This is a genomic window from Bdellovibrio reynosensis, assembly GCF_022814725.1.
Lineage (GTDB): Bacteria > Bdellovibrionota > Bdellovibrionia > Bdellovibrionales > Bdellovibrionaceae > Bdellovibrio > Bdellovibrio reynosensis.
Genome location: NZ_CP093442.1, coordinates 2,029,244 through 2,050,567 on the forward strand (window position 1 = coordinate 2,029,244; position 21,324 = coordinate 2,050,567).

Consider the following 21,324-nt stretch of genomic DNA (forward strand, 5'->3'; position numbering starts at 1 on the left):
GAGGTCCCATGAGTGTGTACATAGTCGGAGTTGCAGGCGGAAGTGGTTCAGGAAAAACTCATTTTGCTTTGGACTTGCAAAGACAATTAGGCCGTGACAACTGCACCATCATTTACCAGGACAACTATTATATCGACCAATCCCATCGCTTTGATGGAGATGGCGGCTCTGTTAACTTCGACCACCCTAGCAGCCTTGATTTCACTCTTTTAGCACAGGACCTTCAGAAACTTCGTAAGGGCTTAGACGTGCAAATTCCTATTTACGACTTCAAGACCCACACTCGCCAGAAGGAAACGATCCTGTGTAAACCCACAAAGATCATTCTGGTTGATGGAATCTTAATCCTTAATTCCATGGAAGTGCGTTGTGAACTGGATGAGTCGATCTTCTTTGATACTCCTGAAGAATTGCGCTTTCAACGACGCCTTCACCGTGATGTGAATGAACGTGGTCGTACCCCTGAAGGCGTTAAAAAACAATTCGAACTGCAAGTGCGCCCGATGCACAACCAGTACGTCGAGCCTTCTAAGAATTTCGCCAACACTGTGATCAAAGACCTGGGCGAATATTCAGATGCCCTTCAGAATTTTTGTCAAAAATTAATGCCCGCTTAAGATGTGCGGGATTCACTGTTTTTTACATCAGCCTCTTGTGTTTAGTTAGCTTTGCCGGAAACTAAATAAACCGTCCAAACAAGAGGAGAATCCCATGAAACCGATCCTAAAAAAGATCGTTCCGGCGATCTTGTTAACTTCGTCCATTGCTATTGCCGCTATCGTTATCACCAAAGAAGAAGTAAACCGTAAAATTGCCGGCATTGTAGCGCCGTTTAACGGTGGCAACACTGTAATGCAGTTATTTTTTACGGAACTAAATTTGGACGACCAGAAAACCATCGATATGGGAATTTCTGGAATACTTACGAAGGATGGTCCTGATAATAATTTGATCTTGAATCTGCAAAACGCCGCCTATCACTATGGTGATGGTTCAGCGCCATGGTTTACAGGCGATCTTTTCTTAAAATTGAATTTGGTAAAAACCTTCGGCCAAAACACTTTGAATCTTTATGCGAATGAACTAGAAAAAATCGCTAACGAAATGGCTGCTGAATACGGAAAGAAATATGGCGATGCTATCACCTTTGATATTGCAATGGATGATGTCAAAAAAGATGTGAATGATAATGTCATTATGGCACGCATGCATTTAAATGCGCGTATTGATTTCAGCAAACTACCAGCATCATTAGATCCAAAAGAAGTAGAGTTCACCTCGATTCGCACACAACTGTCAGCAGCACAAACCGGCCTTGCAGGAAAAATTTTGGTTGGGTTAAATCCACTTTACAAAGGTTTTCATTCTGGTGAGTCAGGACTTAAAAATTACCTTGAGAAGCTTTTAAACGATGACCCTGAAATCCATCAAGAATTGATAAGCACCGTAGATATGCTTAATAGCATAGGGGATTATCTTGTAAATCACAAAGCCGAAGAACAACCCAACGAACCCCCACCGTCGACACCAGAAAACTAAATAAGGCAGTGAACCGAAGCCTCAAAAAATTTTTGAGGCTTTTACTTTTGCGGAGGCGTGAATGTTTAAAAGTGCTGTTGTATTAATTTTATTTTTTTCAAATGTCGTTATTGCTCAAACTAGTACTGGTACTGCAACTGAAACTTCGACAACGACGGAAACATCTACGACTTCTGATACTTCCACTGCAGTTCCCGTGGAGTCCTCACCGACGACCTTGGACACCAGCACATCTCCGAGTACTCCCACGGACACGACTCTTCCACCAGTTACTCCTGCTGGCACGCCGACAAGGGGTCCTGAAGATTGGCGCTTCGGTGTTTTAGTTAACACCTCCGCACCCACTTTCACTGGCTTCGGTCTTATGCTTCACGGGGAAAGAGCCACATTTTCTTTGCAAGCTGGGAATATGCCACCCTACTACCGCACGCTGATCGGGCGTGCTGTCGCTTACTTCGGTAACAATCCCCACATGCAAGGAATTATCGAAGATATCTTTGAAAAAAACCAAATGCTTCGCGGAGATTTTAATTATCGTGTTGGTGAAAGTACGGGTTGGCATATTGGCGCTTCGTTTATGTCACTCACCTCATCAGGACGAGTTGATGTCGACGAAGCTTTAAGTGCAGCCACGGGGGAAGACTATTCTGACTTAAGAACAGTACTGGATGCTTTAGGCTTAGAAGCCAAGATTGATATCGATTCTGATTTTCTGTTCACGGAATTTTACACTGGCTACACTTGGGTGGTTCATGATCGCCTGTACATGGATTTTTCTTTCGGCATCATGAAAATTCTTAGTACAAAAGTAGACATCGACACCGGGCTTGATGACTTAGAGGAAACTCCGCCGATCAAGCAGGCCATTGATGGAACGGAAAAAGATCTTGCGGATGACATCACTCGAAACGGTCTATCGCCAATTATTGCAATTAAGGCGGCTTATCTGTTTTGACGCAGGATTTCCGCGACGTTCCGTTATCAATGAGCTTTCTTTTCGGTAATTTCTTTGCCCTTCAAACAACCTTTAGCTTAAAAGAGGCTGCTTTTTAAGAGGGGTCCAATGAAATCATTTTTTTGCATGCTTGCCTTACTGGCAACACCAGCTTTCGCGTCTGCAGTGACATCAATTACTTGTGTTCCAAGTTTTGATCCTGATTTTAAAGTTCAAGTTCGCTTTTCTAGCAACATTGATCCTTTAAATCCCTTTGTTGGTACATACACTTCCAGCGCCGTTTTGAAAGTGACTCAGAAAAATTCCCGCCAGGCCTATGAAGTGACGGTGCGCACATCCCCTGAATCTAGAGGAACAAATGATCTGCGCGGTGATGCTGAAGGGGTTTACCTAAAACTTTATCCGCAAACTGAAAATGGTCAGTTCACTCATTACACAGGCCAGTTATTTGTTAATGACTTAAATGTTCGCGCTTATTTCAAATTCATCAATGAAGGAAATGAGCCAGGACTTGTTTGCAACTAGAAGAAAGCCTGCGATGAAAAAACTGATTCTATTCTTATCTACATTGTTACTTGTTCAAGCCGGTGAAGCTCGTTGGAATCTTAACGACGTATCTTACCTATTCCCATTACCGAAGCATCTAAATGATACTGAATTGTTAAACCTTAAGTCCACTGGTGTTGGTGGCCCACTGATTCCAAGAGATTTCATGTTCACTATCCCACCGCTAACTCCGGTGATGACAGAAGACCAAGTTGCAGATGCGATGCGAGTTGTGGGCGCGCGTATTGACCCTTGTTTTCCACTGCCGACTCCACAATCCTGCCAATTTCAAATTCGTCTTGTGTGGCAACCGTTGCAACCAGGTCCGCGCAATATCGTGCAGACCGAAGATGCAGCCCTTCATAGCTTTTATGTCCTGACTGAAGGCGAATTTAAGAACGTACTAAAAGACATCGAAGCCTGGAAAACCAAGTTTAAAGTTAAAACTGATGGCCTTCCTTTGCAAATCCATCCCGTGTGGGCTTTGGATGGCACTGCAAGTCCCGCTATGGCCGCTTTCCAAAAAATCATTTTGAAATATGCGGGCCTTAAAAACCTTTCCCGCGTCACTGTGATGGTGGTTCGTGGTGCTGGTGATATGTGGGCTTTTGCTGGCTTTGAAGTTGTAAATCAGAAGCTTAAAGTTGCTAAGATCCCCCGCGTGGATCGTGGTTCCCAAGCTTTCATTAACTTTGCTGTTCCGGCGGATCACTTTTTACGTGGAAATATCTCTCCAGCTCCAACTGGTGAAGATTCTTTCGTAAAAACGATCTTGGATTCTAACCGCGCGATCAAAGAAACGACGACGGTTTTAGAAAAAGAACTTAGAGCGATGTACAGAATCGAAAACCCTCATACTTTCAATCCTGAAAACATGGACTGCGTAAGCTGTCATGTGGCGCAGATTGCTCGCGTTTGGCTTGAAAACAACCGCCCAGATTTACGCCATACTTCGGTTTTTGATAGCAATGCCTATCAAAATCCCCGCCATGATTTAAGCAATGTGAGCCCTCGTATTAGCCACACGCAAATTATCCGTGCCTTTGGATATTTTGGTCCCGATGAGGCGATCAGCCAGCGCGTGATCAACGAATCGGCGGCAGTTGCAGATGCCTTAAATCTTTCCAAATAAATGATTCAGCCTTGACTTGGTCAGGGCTTTATTAGCATTTAAGCCCATGATTTTTCGCGGGCCTTTTTTTATTCTAATACTTCTGCTGACCTTTCAAGTTTCAGCAGCGCCAGCTTTAGAATGGTGGGCAGCCAGTGCCACTGATGTCATGCAGGCCCCGTGCAAGACCCAACGCCCGCCAAGTCCCGATTCAATTTTAACGGCCTTACAGGGAAGCGGTTTACTTGTTACAAAAAAAGTAAACGGTATTACCTTCAAAAATGAAAAAGCTGATTTGGTTCAGTTCTTTACCGATCTTCACAAATTAGATCTTAGCTTACGAGATAAACCGGAACTTAATTTTTCATCAAACTGCGATAAGGTTTTGTGCGCAGTAAAAGAAATCTATGGAAATACGGAAGGACCGCAGCTTCTGTATCTGCTAAAAACTTTCGGTTTTAATGGTTCTCACCTTCGTTCCAAGTATGCATCCGCTTGGCACAGTGATGAGCTGAACGAAATTTTACAGGCTCTGTTTGATTATCCGCTATCGCTTTATCCCGTTTCCTATAATAAGCGCTTGGTGCATTTCACTCGTGGAATGGGATTTGGCCCGATGGTCATTGCTAACGCAAGCATTGAAATTTTCGATCCCTGGAATGATCTTAGTTTCCCGGAACGTCAGCAAACTTTTTTGCATGAGTTGGGACACACACTTTCATACAAATCAAAGTTAGACGTTTCCGAAGAATGGTTAAAAGTAGCTGGTTGGAAAGCGTATAAAGCTCAAAAGAATAAAATTTCATACACTCAGTATCAGTTGATAGATCCATCAAAAGCCGTTTCAGAATATGGGATGGAAAACCCGTCAGAGGATTTCGCAGAAACCGTGGTCGCTTATCGCTTTACAGGTGCTAAATTAAAGACTCACCAGCCACACAAGTATTCGTTTATGAAAAACAAAGTTTTCTATGGCCAAGAGTACTTGCCCGAAACTCAGTGTTCCTTGAGTTTTCGCTAGAATTTGAGACTCTGCTTCACACTCCTGTAACAATTCGAGCTCCAAATTTATTATATGAGCTTTGGCGCGGCTTCTAAACACGCTGGAGTTCATGGACAAAAGCCTTTCAAACATTTGCTAAGTCTGCGCAATCACCAAAAAATTTCAGAATTACCAGAAAAATTCCGAAGAGTTATCTCGAAGGGGTTTCGCGATTTCTATTTCGATATGAGACAAAGACAACGAATTTTAACAGCAATCATGATGTTCGTTTCATGTGCTACTCAAGCACAGGGACCTGTATTGCATTCGTATGTTGTTAAAGATGGAGAATCACTATCACAAATTGCTGACCGTATTCGCGGTGGTCACACTTATGGTGCTGGCCAAAACCTTGAACGCTTGTTGAAAGTAAATCCCTTCATTGCTGATCAAAATCAAATTCTGACTGGGGTAGAGATTCGCATTCCTGAATGGGGTACGGATCTTACTGCAGCCATGGCAAATGTAACCAATGTTGTCGTTGAAAAAAGAATTCCTGCGCAAACCGAAGAACCGACTTCAGAAGTAGTAACCCATGAAAAGGTTGTTATTCAGGAAATCGTTTCTAAAGATGTCGTTATTGCAGAATCCGCCGTGGGTAAAAAGCCAGTTGTTGTGGAAAATACAGTGATTGCGCAGAAACCTGCTCCGATAGTTATTCCTCAGACACAACCAGATCCAAGTCGTCGCTTGCCTTCCCTATTGGTTAAAGAACAGGAGGAAGAAATCAATCATCGCGCCGAATTTTTTGGTGGTTATCAATTCTCCTCCATCAATGCCACTGATAAAACAAGTGCTTCAAAGGCAGATTTAAACTCATCACAGGATTTTACTGCAGGAATGCGCTGGCTTCAGTTGTGGAGCGACTCATTTTCAACTTCATTTGATTTTTCCGCGCGCAGCATTGGTATTGTTCCTTTAACAAGCTCTTCAAAAACCCTAAGCAATACCAATCAGACATTGATGGCATTGCAGTTTTCTTTGAACAAAAATATTTTTGCAAACTCGCGCTTGGGTTTTAACTTTGGTTATTCCCACGAACTTTTTTTGCACGGTGTTTCTGCGACGGAGGTTTCTTTAGATATTGCAGGTGTTCCGAAAGCCGAAATCACCTTTAAGCAAGCTTTGCTTAAAAAAGGAAAAACCCAACTTGAATTCGGTTGGGGCTATAGTTACCTAGGTCCTTCATCTACTGACACCTACACGATTGAAAGTGGCCAAGCCTATTCAGCCGCGATGGGTCTTCGCCACTCAAAATTGAAAGCGGAATTAGGATACAAACAAAGAACGCAGAACACGTCCTTCATGGATGTCGGCGAAAGCAACGTCTTTGGAATTCTAACTTACAGTATAGATCTCTTTAAAGAGGAGGAACGATGAAATTCATCTTACTTCTTTCTTTAGTCTTTGCTTTAGCCGGTTGTAAATCTAGTTCAACGATCGACGAATCATTTCTTGGTGGAATTGCGATTTCACCAAGTAAAAGTGCCGTTGTTGCTTCTGACAGTAGTTTGCTTTCAGGCACTGCGATCACCTTAACTTTGGCTTTGCGTGATCAGCATGGCCAAGTTTTTTGGTACGAAGGCAGCAACCCCACCGTCACCTTTTCAACTTCAGGCGGAACCAGCACTGGTCTGTTTAGTGATGTCATTAATAACGATGATGGAACTTTCACTACGACCTTTGCTGGAGTGAATGCCGGCACACCAACGAATATCATTGCCTCTGTCGATGGTGTTCCGTTGACTTCAACGGCACCTGCTATTCAAGTACTGCCGGGTAATTATTCACTTGCTCATTCGTACGTCAGTCTTTCGGCTGCATCGATAACTTCGGGATCATTTGTCACCGCAACTTTTCACACCTACGATACGTCAGGAAACCCGCTTACCAGTGGCGGCTTTGTCGTGTCCTTCAGTCAAAATGGTGGAACAAGCACTGGTACGTTTAGCGCAGTCACTGATAACGGTGATGGGACGTATACGGCGACGTTTACTGGCGGTGTTATGGGAACAGCCACCTCGATTCGTGCTGCCATCGCTGGACAACTTATTACGAGCGCACATCCTACGGTCACCGTGACCCACGGACCTGCTTCTCAATTAGTGTTTGCAACTCAACCTTTGGGGAATGTTGCCCCGGGTGTAAGCTTGCCAAGCCAGCCTATTGTGCATATCAAAGATGCTGCTGGAAATATGGTGACCTCGGGCCCGGATGCCACAGCTGATATCACCCTGTCACTTTCTTCAGGCACGGGTGCCTTAGCGGGAACAACTACGATCACTTCCGTTGCCGGAGTGGCAACATTCACAAATATTTCTGTTAACACAAAAGGCTCTGGTAAAATTATAACGGCAACTAAAGAAAATACGCTTGTTTCAAGTGGGACAGGTGCTATTTCTTCTGCCTCTGATAGTTTTCTGATTCATCCACCTGCTCCGGGTGCATTCACGATTGCCAGTGCAGTGGCCGGCGCTTCTTCAGTAGTGCTTTCTTGGAATGCTTCAAGCGAAGCCACTAGCTACACAGTAAAATATGGAACGGTCTCTGGGACTTTTGGCACGACGGTATCAACTTCAGCGACTTCGCCGACGACGATTTCTTCCCTTACGCCTGGAACGACTTATTATTTTATGGTTGAAGCAAGCAATGTCACTGCGACAACAAGCTCAACGGCGCAAGCTTCAGCGACTCCCCTTTCTGCATTTTCAATTTCAAGCGTCACCGTAGATACTGGCAATAAACTTAAAGTGGCTTTTGGCACATCAACGGGCTCTACAAGTTACACTGTTAAATACGGAACTTCGACGGGAAATTATTCATCTACTGCTTCGACGGCAGCAAGTTCTCCCTATGAAGTCAGTGGCCTTACCGGTGGGACCTCCTACTATATCATGGTAACTGCTGTGAACTCTTCAGGTTCGGTTAATGCCACGGCCGAAGCGGTTGGAATTCCGATTAGCGCCTTTTCCACGACCTCACTTAGTTCTGGCGTGGGCACCCTTTCTTTAGCATTTAACTCTGTAGCAGGAGCCACAAGTTACGATGCCATCTATGATACTTCGTCAAAGACAGCGGCGGATTCATACGCCTCCGCTAGCACAGGGGTTACTTCACCAGCAGTTGTCAATCTTGCTGCAGGAACAAGTTACTATTTCCGTGGTCGCGCTAATAACCCCTATGGTTCCGTCGTTTCTACGAACGAACTTTCTGCGGCTTCTTATCAAAACTTTACTTTAAGCATTCCTTTCACATCGGGAACTTCCGCTAGTTACACATCAAGCAGCGGAACTAACGTAGAAGTCACTTCTGCTGGATATGCGCGCTTAAAGCCTGCTCCGCAAGTAGATAGTGATGATTCAGATACAGGCTTTGGCTCCCCTGCTGTTTTAACTGGTGTGCAATGGGATTCCTCTATGAATGTGGCACGCTTAAATACGACAACCAACAACTCTCAGCTTGATGCCACTTGGGGGCCTGACTGGAATAATCTTGTTGGCTACTGGCGTTTGAATGGAACTGTTGGTGCTCTTGCTGCTTCAAGCACCATTACAGCGACTGTTGGCGCTAATTTAACTTCCTCAGCTACGGCCGGAATGGCGTATGCAAGTTCTCAGTTCAATCAAAGTCTGACTTTTGATGGCGTAGATGATTATCTTTCTGGCGGAAATATACACGACATCGGAACTGGTGGACTGACTGTTTCGGCTTGGATTAAAACTTCCACACACCAAAACAGTCGCATTGTTTCTAAAAGCAGTGCCGGTGCGGATGATGGTTGGTTCATTGGAACTGTCAGCGGTACTATTACTTCAAATACCGTCACTCAACACAACTATTTGACGGTGGGCCTTGATGGAGTTACGTCGGCGACCCTTATAGGAAAATACGACGACGGACGCTGGCATCATATAGTCGCAAGATTTAATCGTACTAATGGATTAGCCACAGTCTTTCAAGACGGCCGAGTTTTAGGAACTGTTAATATTTCAACGAAAGCGGGCGTCAACGTTACTAGCGGCGGAATTTTTTCTATCGGCAGCCGTAACGGCACCGACCGTTACTTTAACGGCAACATCGATGAAGTCGCACTATGGAGCACGGCCTTAACTGATACTGAAATCTTAAGTATTTATTTCCGTCAGCAAGCTAAATATTCGGGGCAAATTTTATCGCGCATCATGGATGCGCAAGCCACAGGTTCAAGTTTAACGAACTGGACAAATATAAATGTAGCTACAACGATGCCATTTTTTAAAGAGCTTCCAAGTAAAACTGTTAATGAAAGTACCACAGGCTATTCTTCATTCACAGGTTCTGGCTACGGTACGGACCTTGCCGGTTTATGGCACTTTGACGAAGCCTCTTGGGCTGGCCCGGGTACAGCGGATGTTCTTGATTCTTCGGGAAACAATCGTCATGCGACTTCAACGGGTGCAAGTAATGTTACGAATGCCCGATTTGGCAGAGCTGCGGCCTTCAATTCAAATAGTCAATTAATCTCAGCGACAGCAAGTAGCGATTATGTTTCAGCTGCCAATCAAACTACGACAATGAGCGCGTGGGTTTTCCCCCACCGCTACATTATTAATAATCTTGAATCGCGAATCCTGTGCCTTATCAATTCAGCGGGAACTGGAAGTTCTTTTGCTTTTGGTTTTGGAAACGGTAATAAGCTTGGCATTTTTTACGGCACTAGCGGCGTGTATCATTGGTCAACGTCTTCACTACCCACGTTTACCTGGAGCCATGTTGCTGTTACGTATGATGGCAGCTGCTATCAACTTTATATAAATGGGGCTGCCAATGGCAGTTGTCTAACGGCGGCCTTGAATGCCCCAGGATCGGGCGCTGCTATTATTGGTAACTATACTTCAGGAAATAACCCCCTTTACGGCAACCTGGATGAAGTCGCGATTTGGAAAAGAACTTTATCGGCAGCCGAAATTCATCAACTGTACCGTCGCGGAATAAACAGAATCAAATACCAGGTGCGCACTTGTGCTAACAACGACTGTTCGGATCAAGCCGGAAACAGCCAAGGTTGGAAGGGTCCTGATAACACTTCAAGCACATATTTCTCGGAATTATTTAATACGACCAACAACGTCGCTGATGGAACTATCAGTGGTTCTGCTTCATCGATGGTGTTTAGCAACTTTGGTGCTCTTTCACTTTCAAGCAACCGATACTTCCAGTACCGCTCGATTCTTGAAAGTGACGATACCAATACGGGATGTACTTACAGTTCGGCAGCTTCGTATTGTTCACCTGAAATTAAGTCGGTGACGGTGGGACCGAATCACTATTCTGCTAACGAATCTATAACGACCAGTGCCGCATCGGTTACTTCTGCTTATGTATTTATTAATACGAACGGCTTTTCTGCAACCTTAGGTGCCAATGGCTGCAGCAATGGCTCTTCTTACGCATTAAGCCCCGATGGAACAAATTTTTATTACTGGAACGGCAGCACGTGGGCTGCATCCACAGACTCTACAACAGCCAACGATTCAAGCACCATGGCTGCAAACATCAACTCTTTCCCGTCGGTCATTGGCACGGGAACACTAAAAATCAAAACCTACCTAACCTCCACAGGCACCTCTGCCTGCGAAGTAGATAGCCTTTCAGTCACCGGCCAAAAATACTAAAGGTGCCTGATTCTTTTTTACGTCCACATTGCGTCATCTCCTAAAAAGGTGCCTGGCACTTTTTCCAGTCTATACCGCGTTATCTGTCTGAATTTATTGAACTGTGACGGTGGAGGCATTCTGTCTCCATTGTCACTGGCATTTAGTTTGCTTTGCTTTCAGGATGGTGTCCCGACATGAAGGAGCGTCTATGAAATCGTTGATCATTTTTTCAAGCATGATTTTTTCTTGTGCAACTTTAGCGCAATCACTGCAAATCGAAGAAGTGCAGCTTGCTGGCCAGGGCTGCCCGCAAGGAAGTGTTGCCGTACAGATCTCTCCGGATGCTTCAAGTTTCACGGTTCTTTATGATCGTTTAAGCATAACAGCCGGCGCTGATACGACCGAGGCATCAACGGAATGCAAAGTGCGCATTCGTTTGAAAAAACCTCTGCGAATGGGTTTTAGAATCGAAGAAGTCGATTTCCGCGGCTACGTGTATTTAGACCCGGGGGTAGTTGGATCACAAAAAGTAAAGGTCACTTCAGGCAACGGATCTGACAAACACGCCCTTGCTGAATTCGGTTATGAAAGATGGAAGGGCCCTATCAACGAAAATTTCGTACTGACAGCATTGCGATCAAACGAACCACCTTTGACGATTGATTGCAAACCAATGAAAGAAAGAAGTGTCATCGTCCTAGCCACTAAGCTGCACCTTAAAAAAGCGGGAGGCAGCAAAGTAGGTCAAATCGCCGTCGACTCTGTCGACGGAAGACTGTCACAAAAATACCGTCTGCGCTGGACCAACTGCCCGTAGTACATTCCTTAAATAAACGGTGTATTTGCAACTAACTTGTCGACGATCATTGCTCTTATAATTCCGACCATGCCCTTTACATTAGAAAAGCGACGTAAAAGTTGCATTTTCAAATAGAAGCACAATTCTAAAGCGCATATTTACAAGATTAAAGATGGCTGATCCCGGGTTACTTACCCTATAGAAACCAAGACTGGTGAGATTACGCCCATATTCCGCTTCTTTGGCATGCCCTATTCAGCTTCCGGGCATCCGAATTCTGAGAATGAATACCCTAATTTTAGATTTAGTAAATTCGTTGCGCTTCAAATCGATTATATCCCCTTTGGGGATTTTCTATATGGGACCAGCCTTTGCAGAAACATTCGCAACGTGGTCAGCCCACGGGGAAAGGAAGCCTATGAAGAAACAGGAAAAACAAAAAGTAGAATTGTGTTTTCGAAGTAAAAAAGCAGTGATGTTTTCAGCCGAGGGAGAAGCCGTTGAGATTTCATCACAAGAGCAACTTGAAGCACTGCTTGCAGAACTTGAAGTTGAACTAACTGCTGAAACTGAACAAGAGAAAAGCAATTAGTCAGAATATAAGGGGTGTCGGTTACCGGCACCCCTAACTTTGAGGCATAGAATGTTTAAGCATATTAAAGACGAAAATTCAGATTTTTATTTTAATCCAATAACACTCGAAATCAAATACCAGGAGCCAGTCGAAAATACGACCTATGAAGAAGCATTCGAACACGCGCACGAAGTGACTGGAAACTATATTCAGAAAAATATTCTGGTAACGCGTGCTCGTATCGTCCTTACTGAACAATGCAACTTTCGATGTAAGTACTGTTTCGTGATGGATCAACACGCGAAACTAGTAGACATGCCTGAGGAAAATATCGATAAAGTTTGTGACTTTTTAGAGAATTATGGTGATCCCGAGGGACTTCTTTTGCAGCTTTTTGGTGGCGAACCCTTAACAAAGCGCCATTATATTCAAAGAATTTTAGAGCGTTTCAAAAACTCTCCTCTTTATGATAATTTGCGTTTTGAAATAAACAGTAACGGATCGCTGGTACGACGCCTTGATTTTGAAGCATTTGAAGAGCATCGAGATAAAATTCTCTTCACACTATCCCTTGATTCCGACTTAGAAGAGCTGAACGATAAGTACCGTGTTCTCATAAGTGGTCGCGGCACTTTTAAGCTTACTCTTGAAGGCATACAGCAATTAATAGAAAATAACTTCGCAGTTAATCTCTTGTATACCCCTATGAATGAAACTCTTCCGCGTTTACCCCGGTTAGTAGCATTCGCTAAATCTATTGGGGTAAAACAATTGAGTGTTAATTCTCCCCAACCAGGTAAAGGTGATTGGGAGGTAAATGGAACGCTACTTTACAAAAGTCTAAAAGCAGCGAGAAAAGTAGCAGAAAAAATAGGTTTCGACTTTGCAAGCGAACTCGACAAAGTTGACTACGTGTTATCCGAAAAAATTCCTAATATTGGACCATGTACTTCGCTTTCTGGAATGGCTATTTCCATTTCTCCCAAAGGTCGCATAAGTAATTGTATCGTTAACTGGAATGATCACAAAGATCTCACCCAGGGCATGAGCGAGTTTGACATTAACAAAGCAAGAATATTCAAAAACCGTAGAAAGGCCTTCGCGCTAGAATGTCGACAATGTATCGCTCATAGTGTATGTGGGGGCGCTTGTGGACTTGAGCTAGCTCTTGGCAATACGGGACCAAGTAGCGCAATCGATAACAAGTGCCAATTCTATCGCTTGGCTGTCACTGATTCAGTGACAACACAGAATAGGAAAAAAGCTTGATAAATATTGATACACTTTTTTTAGAAATCAATTCCGTATGCAACATTCATTGCAAATACTGCTTTTATGAAAAGGGTGAATTATCTCGCTCCTCAAGTCGGATCTCACCAACTGCATTGAAAGTCTTTTTCGAGTCTTTTGGGGAAAATCTGCAGATTCAATCGGTAAGCTTAAGCGGTGGAGAAATTCTTCTACATCGAGAAATTGAAGATCTGCTTAAGACCGTAAGGCAATTCGTGCCACACGTTCTAATCATGACAAATGGGACGCTATTAAGTTCAACAACCATTCAAATGCTAGAAAAATATGTTGATGAGGTTCACGTCAGTCTTGATAGCATAACGTCATCTTATCATGAGAAACAAAGGGGGTTACATAGAAAAACTCTGAATGGTCTAGAGCTTCTTCGAGCTTCGCGTATTCCTATGAAAACTATTGTAATGACCGTAAGCAACGGAAATAAAGACCAAATTGACGAAGTGAGAAAATATGCAAAAGAGTATAGTTTTCTATTTCAAATGCACCCCGTAGATAATTTCAACTCGAGTACAATTAGGAGACCCAACACCTGTAAGAGCCTAACAAAATCTATTATGATTAACGCCAAGTCTCAAATATATCCATGCTTTCATCTCCAGACAGATGCATATCTTCTTGGTGATTTGAATAACTTTAATTTTCAAGATTTTTTATCTCGCCGGAAAGACATCATAGCTTATCTTTTACCAAAACTGCCTTGTTACAGAAATCGATGCTGGCCTTTGATATGAACAACAAAGCCTTTCAGGAGTATTTAGATTTCATGCGCTTGCGCGACTGGCCTCACTCTTCAAAAGAAGCAGCTGCAGAAAAAAGGTCCATATTCTATGACTTTGGAGACTGGCATCCCAAAGTACGAACTGGTGCCTGCATCGTTACCACGTCTGACTGGGAAAGGTGGCGCAAACAAACACAAGATTATCTACGTAGTAGTCTTTGGGAATTTGGGCTCCGTGACCCCGAACAAGTTACGAAAAAATGCCTACAACTTATTCGGTCATGGAATTTTGAAGAACCGTTTTACAATTTGAATCAGAAATTTGATTTCAATAAGTTGATTATTGAACAAATAGAATTCCGTTCGGATATTGAAGGCAACAAATTGAAGCATCAATTACCTGGGATGTGTTTTGCGGAAGAATCATCATTAATTCTTACTGATTACAGAATGGCACTTGTAGAGAATAGAATACTCGTTCGGAACGATAATTTCTTGCTCTCACATTTACATCATGAATGGTATCCGGGACATGTATTACAAATCGGCATCTTAGAAACGGACATAGACAGTCTTAACCCGTGTTGGATTGAGGGCTTAGCCACCTATTATGAATTAAAGAATGTAGCGCCTGACCAGAGACCAAGAGCACTAACACGCGTTCGAGAACTGCTGATTGAGACCATTTTTGTTCTTAAATTGATTCAGGGTTTAATCAAACCAAGTGATCTTGTGAAATTTTATCTAGGATTTAATAAAAATACTGAGTGGGTATACAACAAGATAAACAATATTTATATCAACCCGGTTTTCTCGATTCGATATGGCGCTGGACTTGCGCTTGCTCACGAGTGGATTACTTCTCATCCGACACAAAATCCAGAAGAAGTCTTGAACCGAATTCAGGAGGAATTATGAAAAAAACAAAAAGTGCCTTATCACTAGCATATTTCTTAATTTTTGGAATAGCGTTTGCTGATATGATAATTAGCCCAATTTTAATAATTCATATTAGAAACGGTCTAGGAATCGACAATAATGGCATCGCCTGGCTAATGAGTATTGGGTGTATCTTGATTGCTCTGCTAGATTACCCGACTTCTCACTTCGCGGATCATTTTAATAAGCTTCTAGTTCTGGCGATAGGCACATGTTGTTTAGCTTTCTCAATGGTCGGATTGTGGCTACTTCCTTCAAAACATTTCTTAATCGCTTCGCTTGGATTAAAAGCTTTTGGCTTAGCGAGCTTATCAGGCACTATCTCGGCATTCGTCTTTGATAGCATTCAAGGTGATTCTGATAAGGACCAACTAATAAAAAGATTTATCACACGAGGACAATTGGTGCGCCAAAGTGGAATCGTTCTAGCAATGATAATTGCTTCCAGTTTAATATATTTCAACCAAAGCCATCACATTTTTCTAATTAGCGCCTTAGTTTATATCTCATGTGCGATTTTAAGCACGAAGCGATTGCTTGTGTCCGATATAAAATGGAGATCTTCAAAGAAGATTATTGAAGTTGTTAATCCACTACCACTTTTGTCCTATTTAGTAGAAGCATCAAAAAACGGCGCTTTCAGATGGGCACTTTTTCTAAATCTGTTATCAGGTGTGGGATTTACTATTTATATAACATATTGGCAACTAAGTGCAGAAGCTGGAGGACTTAAATGGGCACTCGGCCTACTTACTTCACTCGGGTTTGCAGCGAGCTTTGTCGTTTCTTATATTTTAGACAGAATTAGTACCGACAAAGCGCAACTATTTCTTGGAGTGGGCATTGTTTTATTTGCATTCGGAACTTTCTGCATGAGCATTTGGAGTTTCAGCTTTATCTTTGCTGTCTGTGGTTTCCAAATTTCCTTAGTCGCAGGAAGTGCAATTGTTATGGGGGAATCCTACAGGGCGTGTACAGACGAATCAAATAGCGCAAAGTTTTTTTCTCTTACATCTACCGGATCAGAGATGTTTTCCAGTTTTATTTTAGCCCTGTTTTCTTCCGTTGCCCTATTCAATGATAGTCCAACATCTGCATTTGCGACACTTCTACTACCTTTCGCCGTGATCCTTGTACTTGCGGTTAAGCGCTCCAAGGAAATCTCATGAACCTACGCGAGATTACAGCTGAACTAAACAGTTTATTCATCAATTACAAATCCACATTTGGCGAACCAGACTTCGAACCTCCGACTTATGCTGCATCTATTCCTGCCGAAGGAATTACTGTGAACCGCCGTCTTATTCTGTTGAACACTAAAATAGCCCATCCCCTTTTTACAAAAAGCGCATTAATAGAAAAAGCAAAGCTTCAGCTAGTTTATTTTCATGAACTAAGTCATTGCTTACCGAAACTTCAATCCAATTATGAGGAGGAGTGGAGGGCCGATTTCCGTGCGGTTTCCATGCTTCGTCAAAACCCTGAAACTCACGATCTAGTTTGGGAAATGATCGCTCAGCAAGCAAAAAAGACAAGATCTTTTATTAGTCGAATCAACAAACATGAACCTTCGGAACACACTATTGATGAACTACGACAAAACTTGGAGATTTTAACTCGATTAGTAGCGGAGATGAAGAGTGGACTGCTTTAAAGTGTGGGCCGGCGCTGGCGGAGCTATTATGACACCAAAAGGAAGAGAGTTGCGCGAGAAACTTATCTCTCTATTGAGTGAGGCATTTAAAACGAACTTAATTTATGAGCTTCCATTACTTTTATCACCGGTCGACTCTACGGCTTCAATGTATAAAATTTTCAGCATCACCACAGCTTTCCAAAAGACATACCATTTGATGTCAGACCCGCGACAATTTATCGAGAATTTATGGCTTTCAGAAGGTAGGCCCCAGGTATCCTATGTCTATTCGTGTCGCGTAGTTCGTGATATGAAGACTCGTCCGAGCAGAAACCAGTTTTCGGAGTTTGAATTTATCGGCGCAAGTTGCTTCACTCGCAAAGTTGATTTAAATTTTATCGTACAAACTCTAATGTCTAAACTTAGTATCCTCTTGGGAAATGCATCTGTTCGGTGTCTTCACTCGACCAGTTCAAAGGGTGACTTGTTACTTTACGTTGATATAGAGTCTGTTATTTACGAAGTCGGACACATACAACTGACCAGACTCAGAAAATTAGAATCGATGGATTTTAGTTACTTCCATATCACCTACTCAGTAGGACTGGCACGTTTCGCTAGGTTAAAGCAAATTCTGGAAGCGACTAGGGTATGAAATCTCAAGGTCTAATTAAAGTCACTGATATGTTTGAGTCGAAAGATGAAAATTTAGAACGCCTTGGCGATCTTCAACTTAAACGTCTGAGTAGCGACGCTTTCTTTCTTGGAATCGGTAATAAATTCCAAAAAGATGACCATCTTATGGCGCTAAAAGGGGGATATGAAGCAATTCGTCACATCGATAAAGTTAAGGAATTAATTAAAGTTGGTGTTAAATCGCTAAGCGGGCATAGTGATCTTACAACGACTTTACTCGCTCTAATGCATTCTCCAGTTCACGCCATACATGGCCCCATGTTTCTTCCTGATTTCACAGAATCAAAAGGAGTCGAGTCAATCACATGGGACTCCTACTCTAACTTGCTTCATTCCATAACCATAAATAGGACAGTTCACTCTCAGTTCTGGCGACCGCAAAAACAGAACTTGTTTGTGGATTGGTTTTCTAAAGAAAGATTTAGAGATGTTCGTCCTTCAGTTTCTCCGCGAGAATTTCATTTAGAAACTAACATTACTCGTAAATTCTGCGGAATAGCTATTGGTGGAAACCTTTCGATTTTCTTGAGACAATGCGGAACCCATTATTTAAACGAATTCTACTTGCAGCAAAAAAATATTTTGTTTTTGGAGGAGTGGTCATCGCCAATAGCCGATGTTTTAAACATGCTTTATTACTTAAAATTAAAAGGGACTTTAAAAAATACTAATCTGATCTGCTTTGGCTCAATTTGTCCGACCGAGTACTCGACATCAATTTATGATCACTCGATTTTTAAAGAGATTGCAGATCTGGTTGGGGTGCCATGCGTGTTCGGAGTTAATTTTGGCCACGTTCAACCACAGTATTCATTTTTATTAGGAAAGATGACTCAGGTTGAAGTTTCGAGCTCCGAGATAGAGGTTCATCAGCGCTTAGATTCGCAGAATTTCAGTTAGAAAAAGTGTCTCATAAAAATAAAAAAACCCACAGGATACCCTCTGGGTTTTTTATTTCTTTAAATTTATTTGGGAAACTAGTGTTTACCCTTTTTAGCTTTTTTTGGTGCTGCTTCTTCGGCTTCGACTGGTTCTACGCCTTCGTGGTCTTCGCCATTAGCGCCATTTGCTTCAACCAAAAGCTTGCCGATACCGTTAGCTGCTAAGATTTTGTTTCTTAGTTCAACTTTGTATTCTGGGTGTTCTTTAAGGAAGTTTTTAGCTTGGTCACGGCCTTGGCCCATGCGCTCGCCATTCATAGAGAACCAAGCACCTGATTTTTCAACCAAGTTTGCAGTCACTGCTAGATCCAAGATATCGCCTTCTTCAGAGATACCTTCGCCGTACATCAAGTCGAATTCAACTTTAGTGAACGGAGGAGCCATTTTATTCTTAACAACTTTCACCGCAGTACGGTTACCAGTTACGTCTTCACCGTTTTTGATCGCGCCCACACGGCGTACATCCAAACGAACTGAAGAGTAGAATTTAAGAGCGTTACCACCCGTAGTCGTTTCTGGGTTACCGAACATCACACCGATTTTCATACGGATTTGGTTGATGAAGATAACTAGAGTGTTTGAACGGTTGATAGCTGCAGTTAATTTACGAAGAGCTTGAGACATCAAACGAGCTTGAAGACCCATGTGGCTGTCGCCCATTTCGCCTTCGATCTCTGCACGAGGAACTAGAGCTGCTACGGAGTCGACAACGAGTACGTCGATAGCGCCAGAGCGAACTAGAGTTTCTACGATCTCAAGAGCTTGTTCACCAGTGTCTGGTTGAGAGATCAACATGTCTTCAGTGTTCACACCCAATTTACGAGCGTAGTTAACATCCAAAGCGTGCTCAGCATCTACGAAAGCAACCACGCCGCCTTTTTTCTGAGCTTGCGCGATAGTTGATAGAGCGATTGTTGTTTTACCAGAAGATTCAGGGCCGAACACTTCGATGATACGACCTTTTGGAAGACCACCGATACCCAAAGCAACGTCCAAGCTCAAAGAACCTGTGCTGATTGCTTCAACGTCTTTTACAAGACTGTCGTTTGCACCCAAACGCATGATGGAACCTTTACCGAATTGTTTTTCGATAGTAGATACCGCCAACTCAAGGGCTTTCATTTTCTCATTGTTCGCTGCTTTGTTGTCTACAGAAGCGCCTGCCATCTGTGTTCCTCTCTTGTAGCACCCGCTACAACTCTTTTATTTGTTAATGTCGCTGGCCTGGGGCCGTTTAATTGTTGTCGAGAATTTCACACAGCCAACGAACTGCATAGTCTACGGATTGCTGTTGGATGGCTTTGCGATCTCCCGAAAATATTTCTTTTCGTGAGTCTTCAAAGCTTGGTCCAACAATGGCAAAGCATACGGTACCTACAGGCTTTGCGGTCGTTCCACCGCTCGGACCTGCTACACCTGTGATTGCCACAGACCAGTCAGTTTTCAGCTGTCGACGCACTCCCTGCGCCATTTGACGAGCGACTAACTCGCTCACCGCACCCTCATTCATGAGAGTGTCTCGACGGACCCCTAGAAGATCCACCTTCGCCTCGTTAGAGTAAGAAACCACAGAGCCCAAAAAGATGTCAGATACGCCAGGCTGCTCTGTTACAAAAGCCGAAAGTGCACCTCCAGTACAACTTTCCGCAAAACCCACAGTGAGTTTTTGGTCGCGAAGGGATCGAATGAGTTCTTGAAGTTTCTCGTTATTCAATACCATTTATGGTACCAGAATTTGAGAACCCAACCAATTGGTTTGAGTGTACAGAACCTGCATGATGAGGCTTGCTATTATCCCCGCAGCAACATCATCGGCCATCACTCCAAGTCCACCTTGGATCTTCTTATCTAAATATCCTATGAAGAAAGGCTTTGTAATGTCCAGCAATCTGAACACGCAAAAGCCGATTAAAATGGCCTGCCACGTCATTGGCAACCAGACCATGGTAATCAAAAATCCTAAAACCTCATCAATTACGATCTCTTTGTGATCGTGGCCGCCCTTGTCTTGCTCATAAAATTCGCAGGCCGCAATACCGACCGGGAGCAGCAAAACAATCGCCGCCATGTAAACCAACGGCCCTGCCTGTGCGAGCAAAATAACCAGAGGAATAGTCACAAGAGTGCCTACAGTCCCCGGCCCTTTAGGAAATCGACCCACACCAAACAAGGTCGCCAACTGTTTTAAGAAATTTCTCATACCTTTTGGATAGGCCTTACCCAGAGCGGATGCAAAACAAAATGAGAAGCGTCAGAACAAAGTCTTATAGTAACCATCAAAATTCGCAATTCGACTTAAAAGAATCCTCCGCCTATTTTGAACCAGCTTGCACTTCCTAGCAGGCATAGGGGGACTCTTGCTACGATGGATGGTCATTATCGCAACGTTGGTTTATCTAGCTGACTCATTGGTCGCAGCTCAACCCATGATCAATGATGATCCAAAGGTTAAAAAAGTCCTAAAGGGTGAAATGTTTGAATTTGTCAGTAAAACATTAGCGACAGGAAAATTAGCAGAGCATTTGATATGCACAATTAAAACCCGCAGCTCGCGCGAATTACGCAAGTTTTCTTCTGGTAAAGAGTGGGTAGAAACTTTGGAAATCGATTATTCATCAAACGGTTTCGATAGCGGCAGAAGACTGAATATTAAAATACCCGACATTGCTAAATACGGCGTAAAAAAATCCGGAAATACGTATTCAGGATTAGCAGAGAAAGTAAAGATCGAACTCGGCGACTACTATGATCACTGGATAGAGTTCACTCACGATGGCCAAGGAACTATTACTCAGCTACTGCTTGGAAACAATCTTTACGTAGCCCCCTGCCAAACACGCTAGAAAAAGAAAATGGATTGAGTTTCCCCAATCCATTTTCAACA

Annotated in this window: 20 protein-coding genes; 17 read left to right on the plus strand and 3 right to left on the minus strand. The window is 43.1% G+C overall.

Translation table 11 applies throughout. The features are described 5' to 3' along the window. The first annotated feature begins 8 nt into the window (after nucleotides 1-8). From udk to MNR06_RS09590, 16 genes are all read left to right on the plus strand, one after another. Nucleotides 9-617, plus strand: coding sequence for a uridine kinase (gene udk, locus MNR06_RS09520; protein ID WP_243535422.1), 609 nt, complete (start codon nucleotides 9-11; stop codon nucleotides 615-617). A gap of 94 nt (nucleotides 618-711) precedes the next feature. Then, nucleotides 712-1,539, plus strand: coding sequence for a hypothetical protein (locus MNR06_RS09525; protein WP_243535424.1), 828 nt, complete (start codon nucleotides 712-714; stop codon nucleotides 1,537-1,539). A gap of 61 nt (nucleotides 1,540-1,600) precedes the next feature. Continuing rightward, nucleotides 1,601-2,494, plus strand: coding sequence for a hypothetical protein (locus tag MNR06_RS09530; protein ID WP_243535427.1), 894 nt, complete (start codon nucleotides 1,601-1,603; stop codon nucleotides 2,492-2,494). 108 nt (nucleotides 2,495-2,602) lie between these two features. After that, the gene (locus MNR06_RS09535) at nucleotides 2,603-3,019 is read left to right on the plus strand and encodes a hypothetical protein (RefSeq protein ID WP_243535429.1); all 417 of its coding nucleotides are present in this window, start codon (nucleotides 2,603-2,605) and stop codon (nucleotides 3,017-3,019) included. Between the two features lie 13 nt (nucleotides 3,020-3,032). Beyond that, nucleotides 3,033-4,172, plus strand: a complete 1,140-nt coding sequence (locus MNR06_RS09540) for a hypothetical protein (RefSeq protein WP_243535431.1) — start codon at nucleotides 3,033-3,035, stop codon at nucleotides 4,170-4,172. A gap of 46 nt (nucleotides 4,173-4,218) precedes the next feature. After that, the gene (locus MNR06_RS09545) at nucleotides 4,219-5,172 is read left to right on the plus strand and encodes a hypothetical protein (RefSeq protein ID WP_243535432.1); all 954 of its coding nucleotides are present in this window, start codon (nucleotides 4,219-4,221) and stop codon (nucleotides 5,170-5,172) included. Nucleotides 5,173-5,226: 54 nt separating this feature from the next. Next, a complete protein-coding gene (locus tag MNR06_RS09550) occupies nucleotides 5,227-6,573 on the plus strand; it encodes a type IV pilus assembly protein FimV (RefSeq protein WP_243535434.1) in 1,347 nt (448 codons plus the stop codon). After that, nucleotides 6,570-10,847 (plus strand): LamG-like jellyroll fold domain-containing protein, encoded by a 4,278-nt coding sequence (locus MNR06_RS09555; RefSeq protein WP_243535436.1) that lies wholly within the window; start codon nucleotides 6,570-6,572, stop codon nucleotides 10,845-10,847. Before MNR06_RS09550 ends, MNR06_RS09555 begins: the two co-directional genes overlap by 4 nt. 190 nt (nucleotides 10,848-11,037) lie before the next feature. After that, nucleotides 11,038-11,646 (plus strand): DUF4360 domain-containing protein, encoded by a 609-nt coding sequence (locus MNR06_RS09560; RefSeq protein WP_243535438.1) that lies wholly within the window; start codon nucleotides 11,038-11,040, stop codon nucleotides 11,644-11,646. 400 nt (nucleotides 11,647-12,046) lie between these two features. Further along, on the plus strand, nucleotides 12,047-12,220 hold the full coding sequence (locus MNR06_RS09565) for a hypothetical protein (protein ID WP_243535440.1): 174 nt from the start codon (nucleotides 12,047-12,049) through the stop codon (nucleotides 12,218-12,220). Nucleotides 12,221-12,271: 51 nt separating this feature from the next. Next, nucleotides 12,272-13,471, plus strand: coding sequence for a radical SAM protein (locus MNR06_RS09570; RefSeq protein WP_243535441.1), 1,200 nt, complete (start codon nucleotides 12,272-12,274; stop codon nucleotides 13,469-13,471). After that, nucleotides 13,468-14,241 carry a radical SAM protein gene (locus tag MNR06_RS16745; RefSeq protein WP_407933178.1) on the plus strand — a complete coding sequence of 258 codons (774 nt, stop codon included), beginning with the start codon at nucleotides 13,468-13,470 and terminating at the stop codon, nucleotides 14,239-14,241. Before MNR06_RS09570 ends, MNR06_RS16745 begins: the two co-directional genes overlap by 4 nt. Next, nucleotides 14,238-15,146, plus strand: coding sequence for a hypothetical protein (locus tag MNR06_RS09575; RefSeq protein ID WP_243535443.1), 909 nt, complete (start codon nucleotides 14,238-14,240; stop codon nucleotides 15,144-15,146). Before MNR06_RS16745 ends, MNR06_RS09575 begins: the two co-directional genes overlap by 4 nt. Next, the gene (locus MNR06_RS09580) at nucleotides 15,143-16,336 is read left to right on the plus strand and encodes an MFS transporter (protein WP_243535445.1); all 1,194 of its coding nucleotides are present in this window, start codon (nucleotides 15,143-15,145) and stop codon (nucleotides 16,334-16,336) included. Before MNR06_RS09575 ends, MNR06_RS09580 begins: the two co-directional genes overlap by 4 nt. After that, nucleotides 16,333-16,821: a hypothetical protein gene (locus tag MNR06_RS09585; RefSeq protein WP_243535446.1), complete on the plus strand. Its 489-nt coding sequence runs from the start codon at nucleotides 16,333-16,335 to the stop codon at nucleotides 16,819-16,821. The genes MNR06_RS09580 and MNR06_RS09585 overlap by 4 nt, the downstream gene beginning before the upstream one ends. 633 nt (nucleotides 16,822-17,454) lie before the next feature. Then, on the plus strand, nucleotides 17,455-18,399 hold the full coding sequence (locus tag MNR06_RS09590) for a S66 peptidase family protein (RefSeq protein ID WP_243535448.1): 945 nt from the start codon (nucleotides 17,455-17,457) through the stop codon (nucleotides 18,397-18,399). 77 nt (nucleotides 18,400-18,476) lie between these two features. On the opposite strand, the gene recA is transcribed toward MNR06_RS09590, so the two are convergent. The 3 genes from recA to MNR06_RS09605 form a co-directional block, all read right to left on the minus strand. Next, on the minus strand, nucleotides 18,477-19,607 hold the full coding sequence (recA, locus tag MNR06_RS09595; RefSeq protein WP_243535450.1) for a recombinase RecA: 1,131 nt from the start codon (nucleotides 19,605-19,607) through the stop codon (nucleotides 18,477-18,479). Nucleotides 19,608-19,674: 67 nt separating this feature from the next. Further along, entirely contained in the window at nucleotides 19,675-20,160 is a 486-nt protein-coding gene (locus tag MNR06_RS09600; RefSeq protein WP_243535452.1) for a CinA family protein, read from the minus strand. Next, nucleotides 20,161-20,640, minus strand: a complete 480-nt coding sequence (locus MNR06_RS09605) for a phosphatidylglycerophosphatase A family protein (protein ID WP_243535454.1) — start codon at nucleotides 20,638-20,640, stop codon at nucleotides 20,161-20,163. Nucleotides 20,641-20,797: 157 nt separating this feature from the next. On the opposite strand from MNR06_RS09605, the gene MNR06_RS09610 reads away from it, so the two are divergent. Next, nucleotides 20,798-21,283 carry a hypothetical protein gene (locus MNR06_RS09610; RefSeq protein ID WP_243535456.1) on the plus strand — a complete coding sequence of 162 codons (486 nt, stop codon included), beginning with the start codon at nucleotides 20,798-20,800 and terminating at the stop codon, nucleotides 21,281-21,283. Nucleotides 21,284-21,324 lie beyond the last annotated feature (41 nt).

Excerpts from the sequence above, each read along its gene's own strand:
- udk (WP_243535422.1), top strand. The coding sequence starts at position 9 with ATGAGTGTGTACATAGTCGGAGTTGCAGGCGGAAGTGGTTCAGGAAAA.
- MNR06_RS09525 (WP_243535424.1), top strand. The coding sequence starts at position 712 with ATGAAACCGATCCTAAAAAAGATCGTTCCGGCGATCTTGTTAACTTCG.
- MNR06_RS09530 (WP_243535427.1), top strand. The coding sequence starts at position 1,601 with ATGTTTAAAAGTGCTGTTGTATTAATTTTATTTTTTTCAAATGTCGTT.
- MNR06_RS09535 (WP_243535429.1), top strand. The coding sequence starts at position 2,603 with ATGAAATCATTTTTTTGCATGCTTGCCTTACTGGCAACACCAGCTTTC.
- MNR06_RS09540 (WP_243535431.1), top strand. The coding sequence starts at position 3,033 with ATGAAAAAACTGATTCTATTCTTATCTACATTGTTACTTGTTCAAGCC.
- MNR06_RS09545 (WP_243535432.1), top strand. The coding sequence starts at position 4,219 with ATGATTTTTCGCGGGCCTTTTTTTATTCTAATACTTCTGCTGACCTTT.
- MNR06_RS09550 (WP_243535434.1), top strand. The coding sequence starts at position 5,227 with ATGAGCTTTGGCGCGGCTTCTAAACACGCTGGAGTTCATGGACAAAAG.
- MNR06_RS09555 (WP_243535436.1), top strand. The coding sequence starts at position 6,570 with ATGAAATTCATCTTACTTCTTTCTTTAGTCTTTGCTTTAGCCGGTTGT.
- MNR06_RS09560 (WP_243535438.1), top strand. The coding sequence starts at position 11,038 with ATGAAATCGTTGATCATTTTTTCAAGCATGATTTTTTCTTGTGCAACT.
- MNR06_RS09565 (WP_243535440.1), top strand. The coding sequence starts at position 12,047 with ATGAAGAAACAGGAAAAACAAAAAGTAGAATTGTGTTTTCGAAGTAAA.
- MNR06_RS09570 (WP_243535441.1), top strand. The coding sequence starts at position 12,272 with ATGTTTAAGCATATTAAAGACGAAAATTCAGATTTTTATTTTAATCCA.
- MNR06_RS09575 (WP_243535443.1), top strand. The coding sequence starts at position 14,238 with ATGAACAACAAAGCCTTTCAGGAGTATTTAGATTTCATGCGCTTGCGC.
- MNR06_RS09580 (WP_243535445.1), top strand. The coding sequence starts at position 15,143 with ATGAAAAAAACAAAAAGTGCCTTATCACTAGCATATTTCTTAATTTTT.
- MNR06_RS09585 (WP_243535446.1), top strand. The coding sequence starts at position 16,333 with ATGAACCTACGCGAGATTACAGCTGAACTAAACAGTTTATTCATCAAT.
- MNR06_RS09590 (WP_243535448.1), top strand. The coding sequence starts at position 17,455 with ATGAAATCTCAAGGTCTAATTAAAGTCACTGATATGTTTGAGTCGAAA.
- recA (WP_243535450.1), bottom strand. The coding sequence starts at position 19,607 with ATGGCAGGCGCTTCTGTAGACAACAAAGCAGCGAACAATGAGAAAATG.
- MNR06_RS09600 (WP_243535452.1), bottom strand. The coding sequence starts at position 20,160 with ATGGTATTGAATAACGAGAAACTTCAAGAACTCATTCGATCCCTTCGC.
- MNR06_RS09605 (WP_243535454.1), bottom strand. The coding sequence starts at position 20,640 with ATGAGAAATTTCTTAAAACAGTTGGCGACCTTGTTTGGTGTGGGTCGA.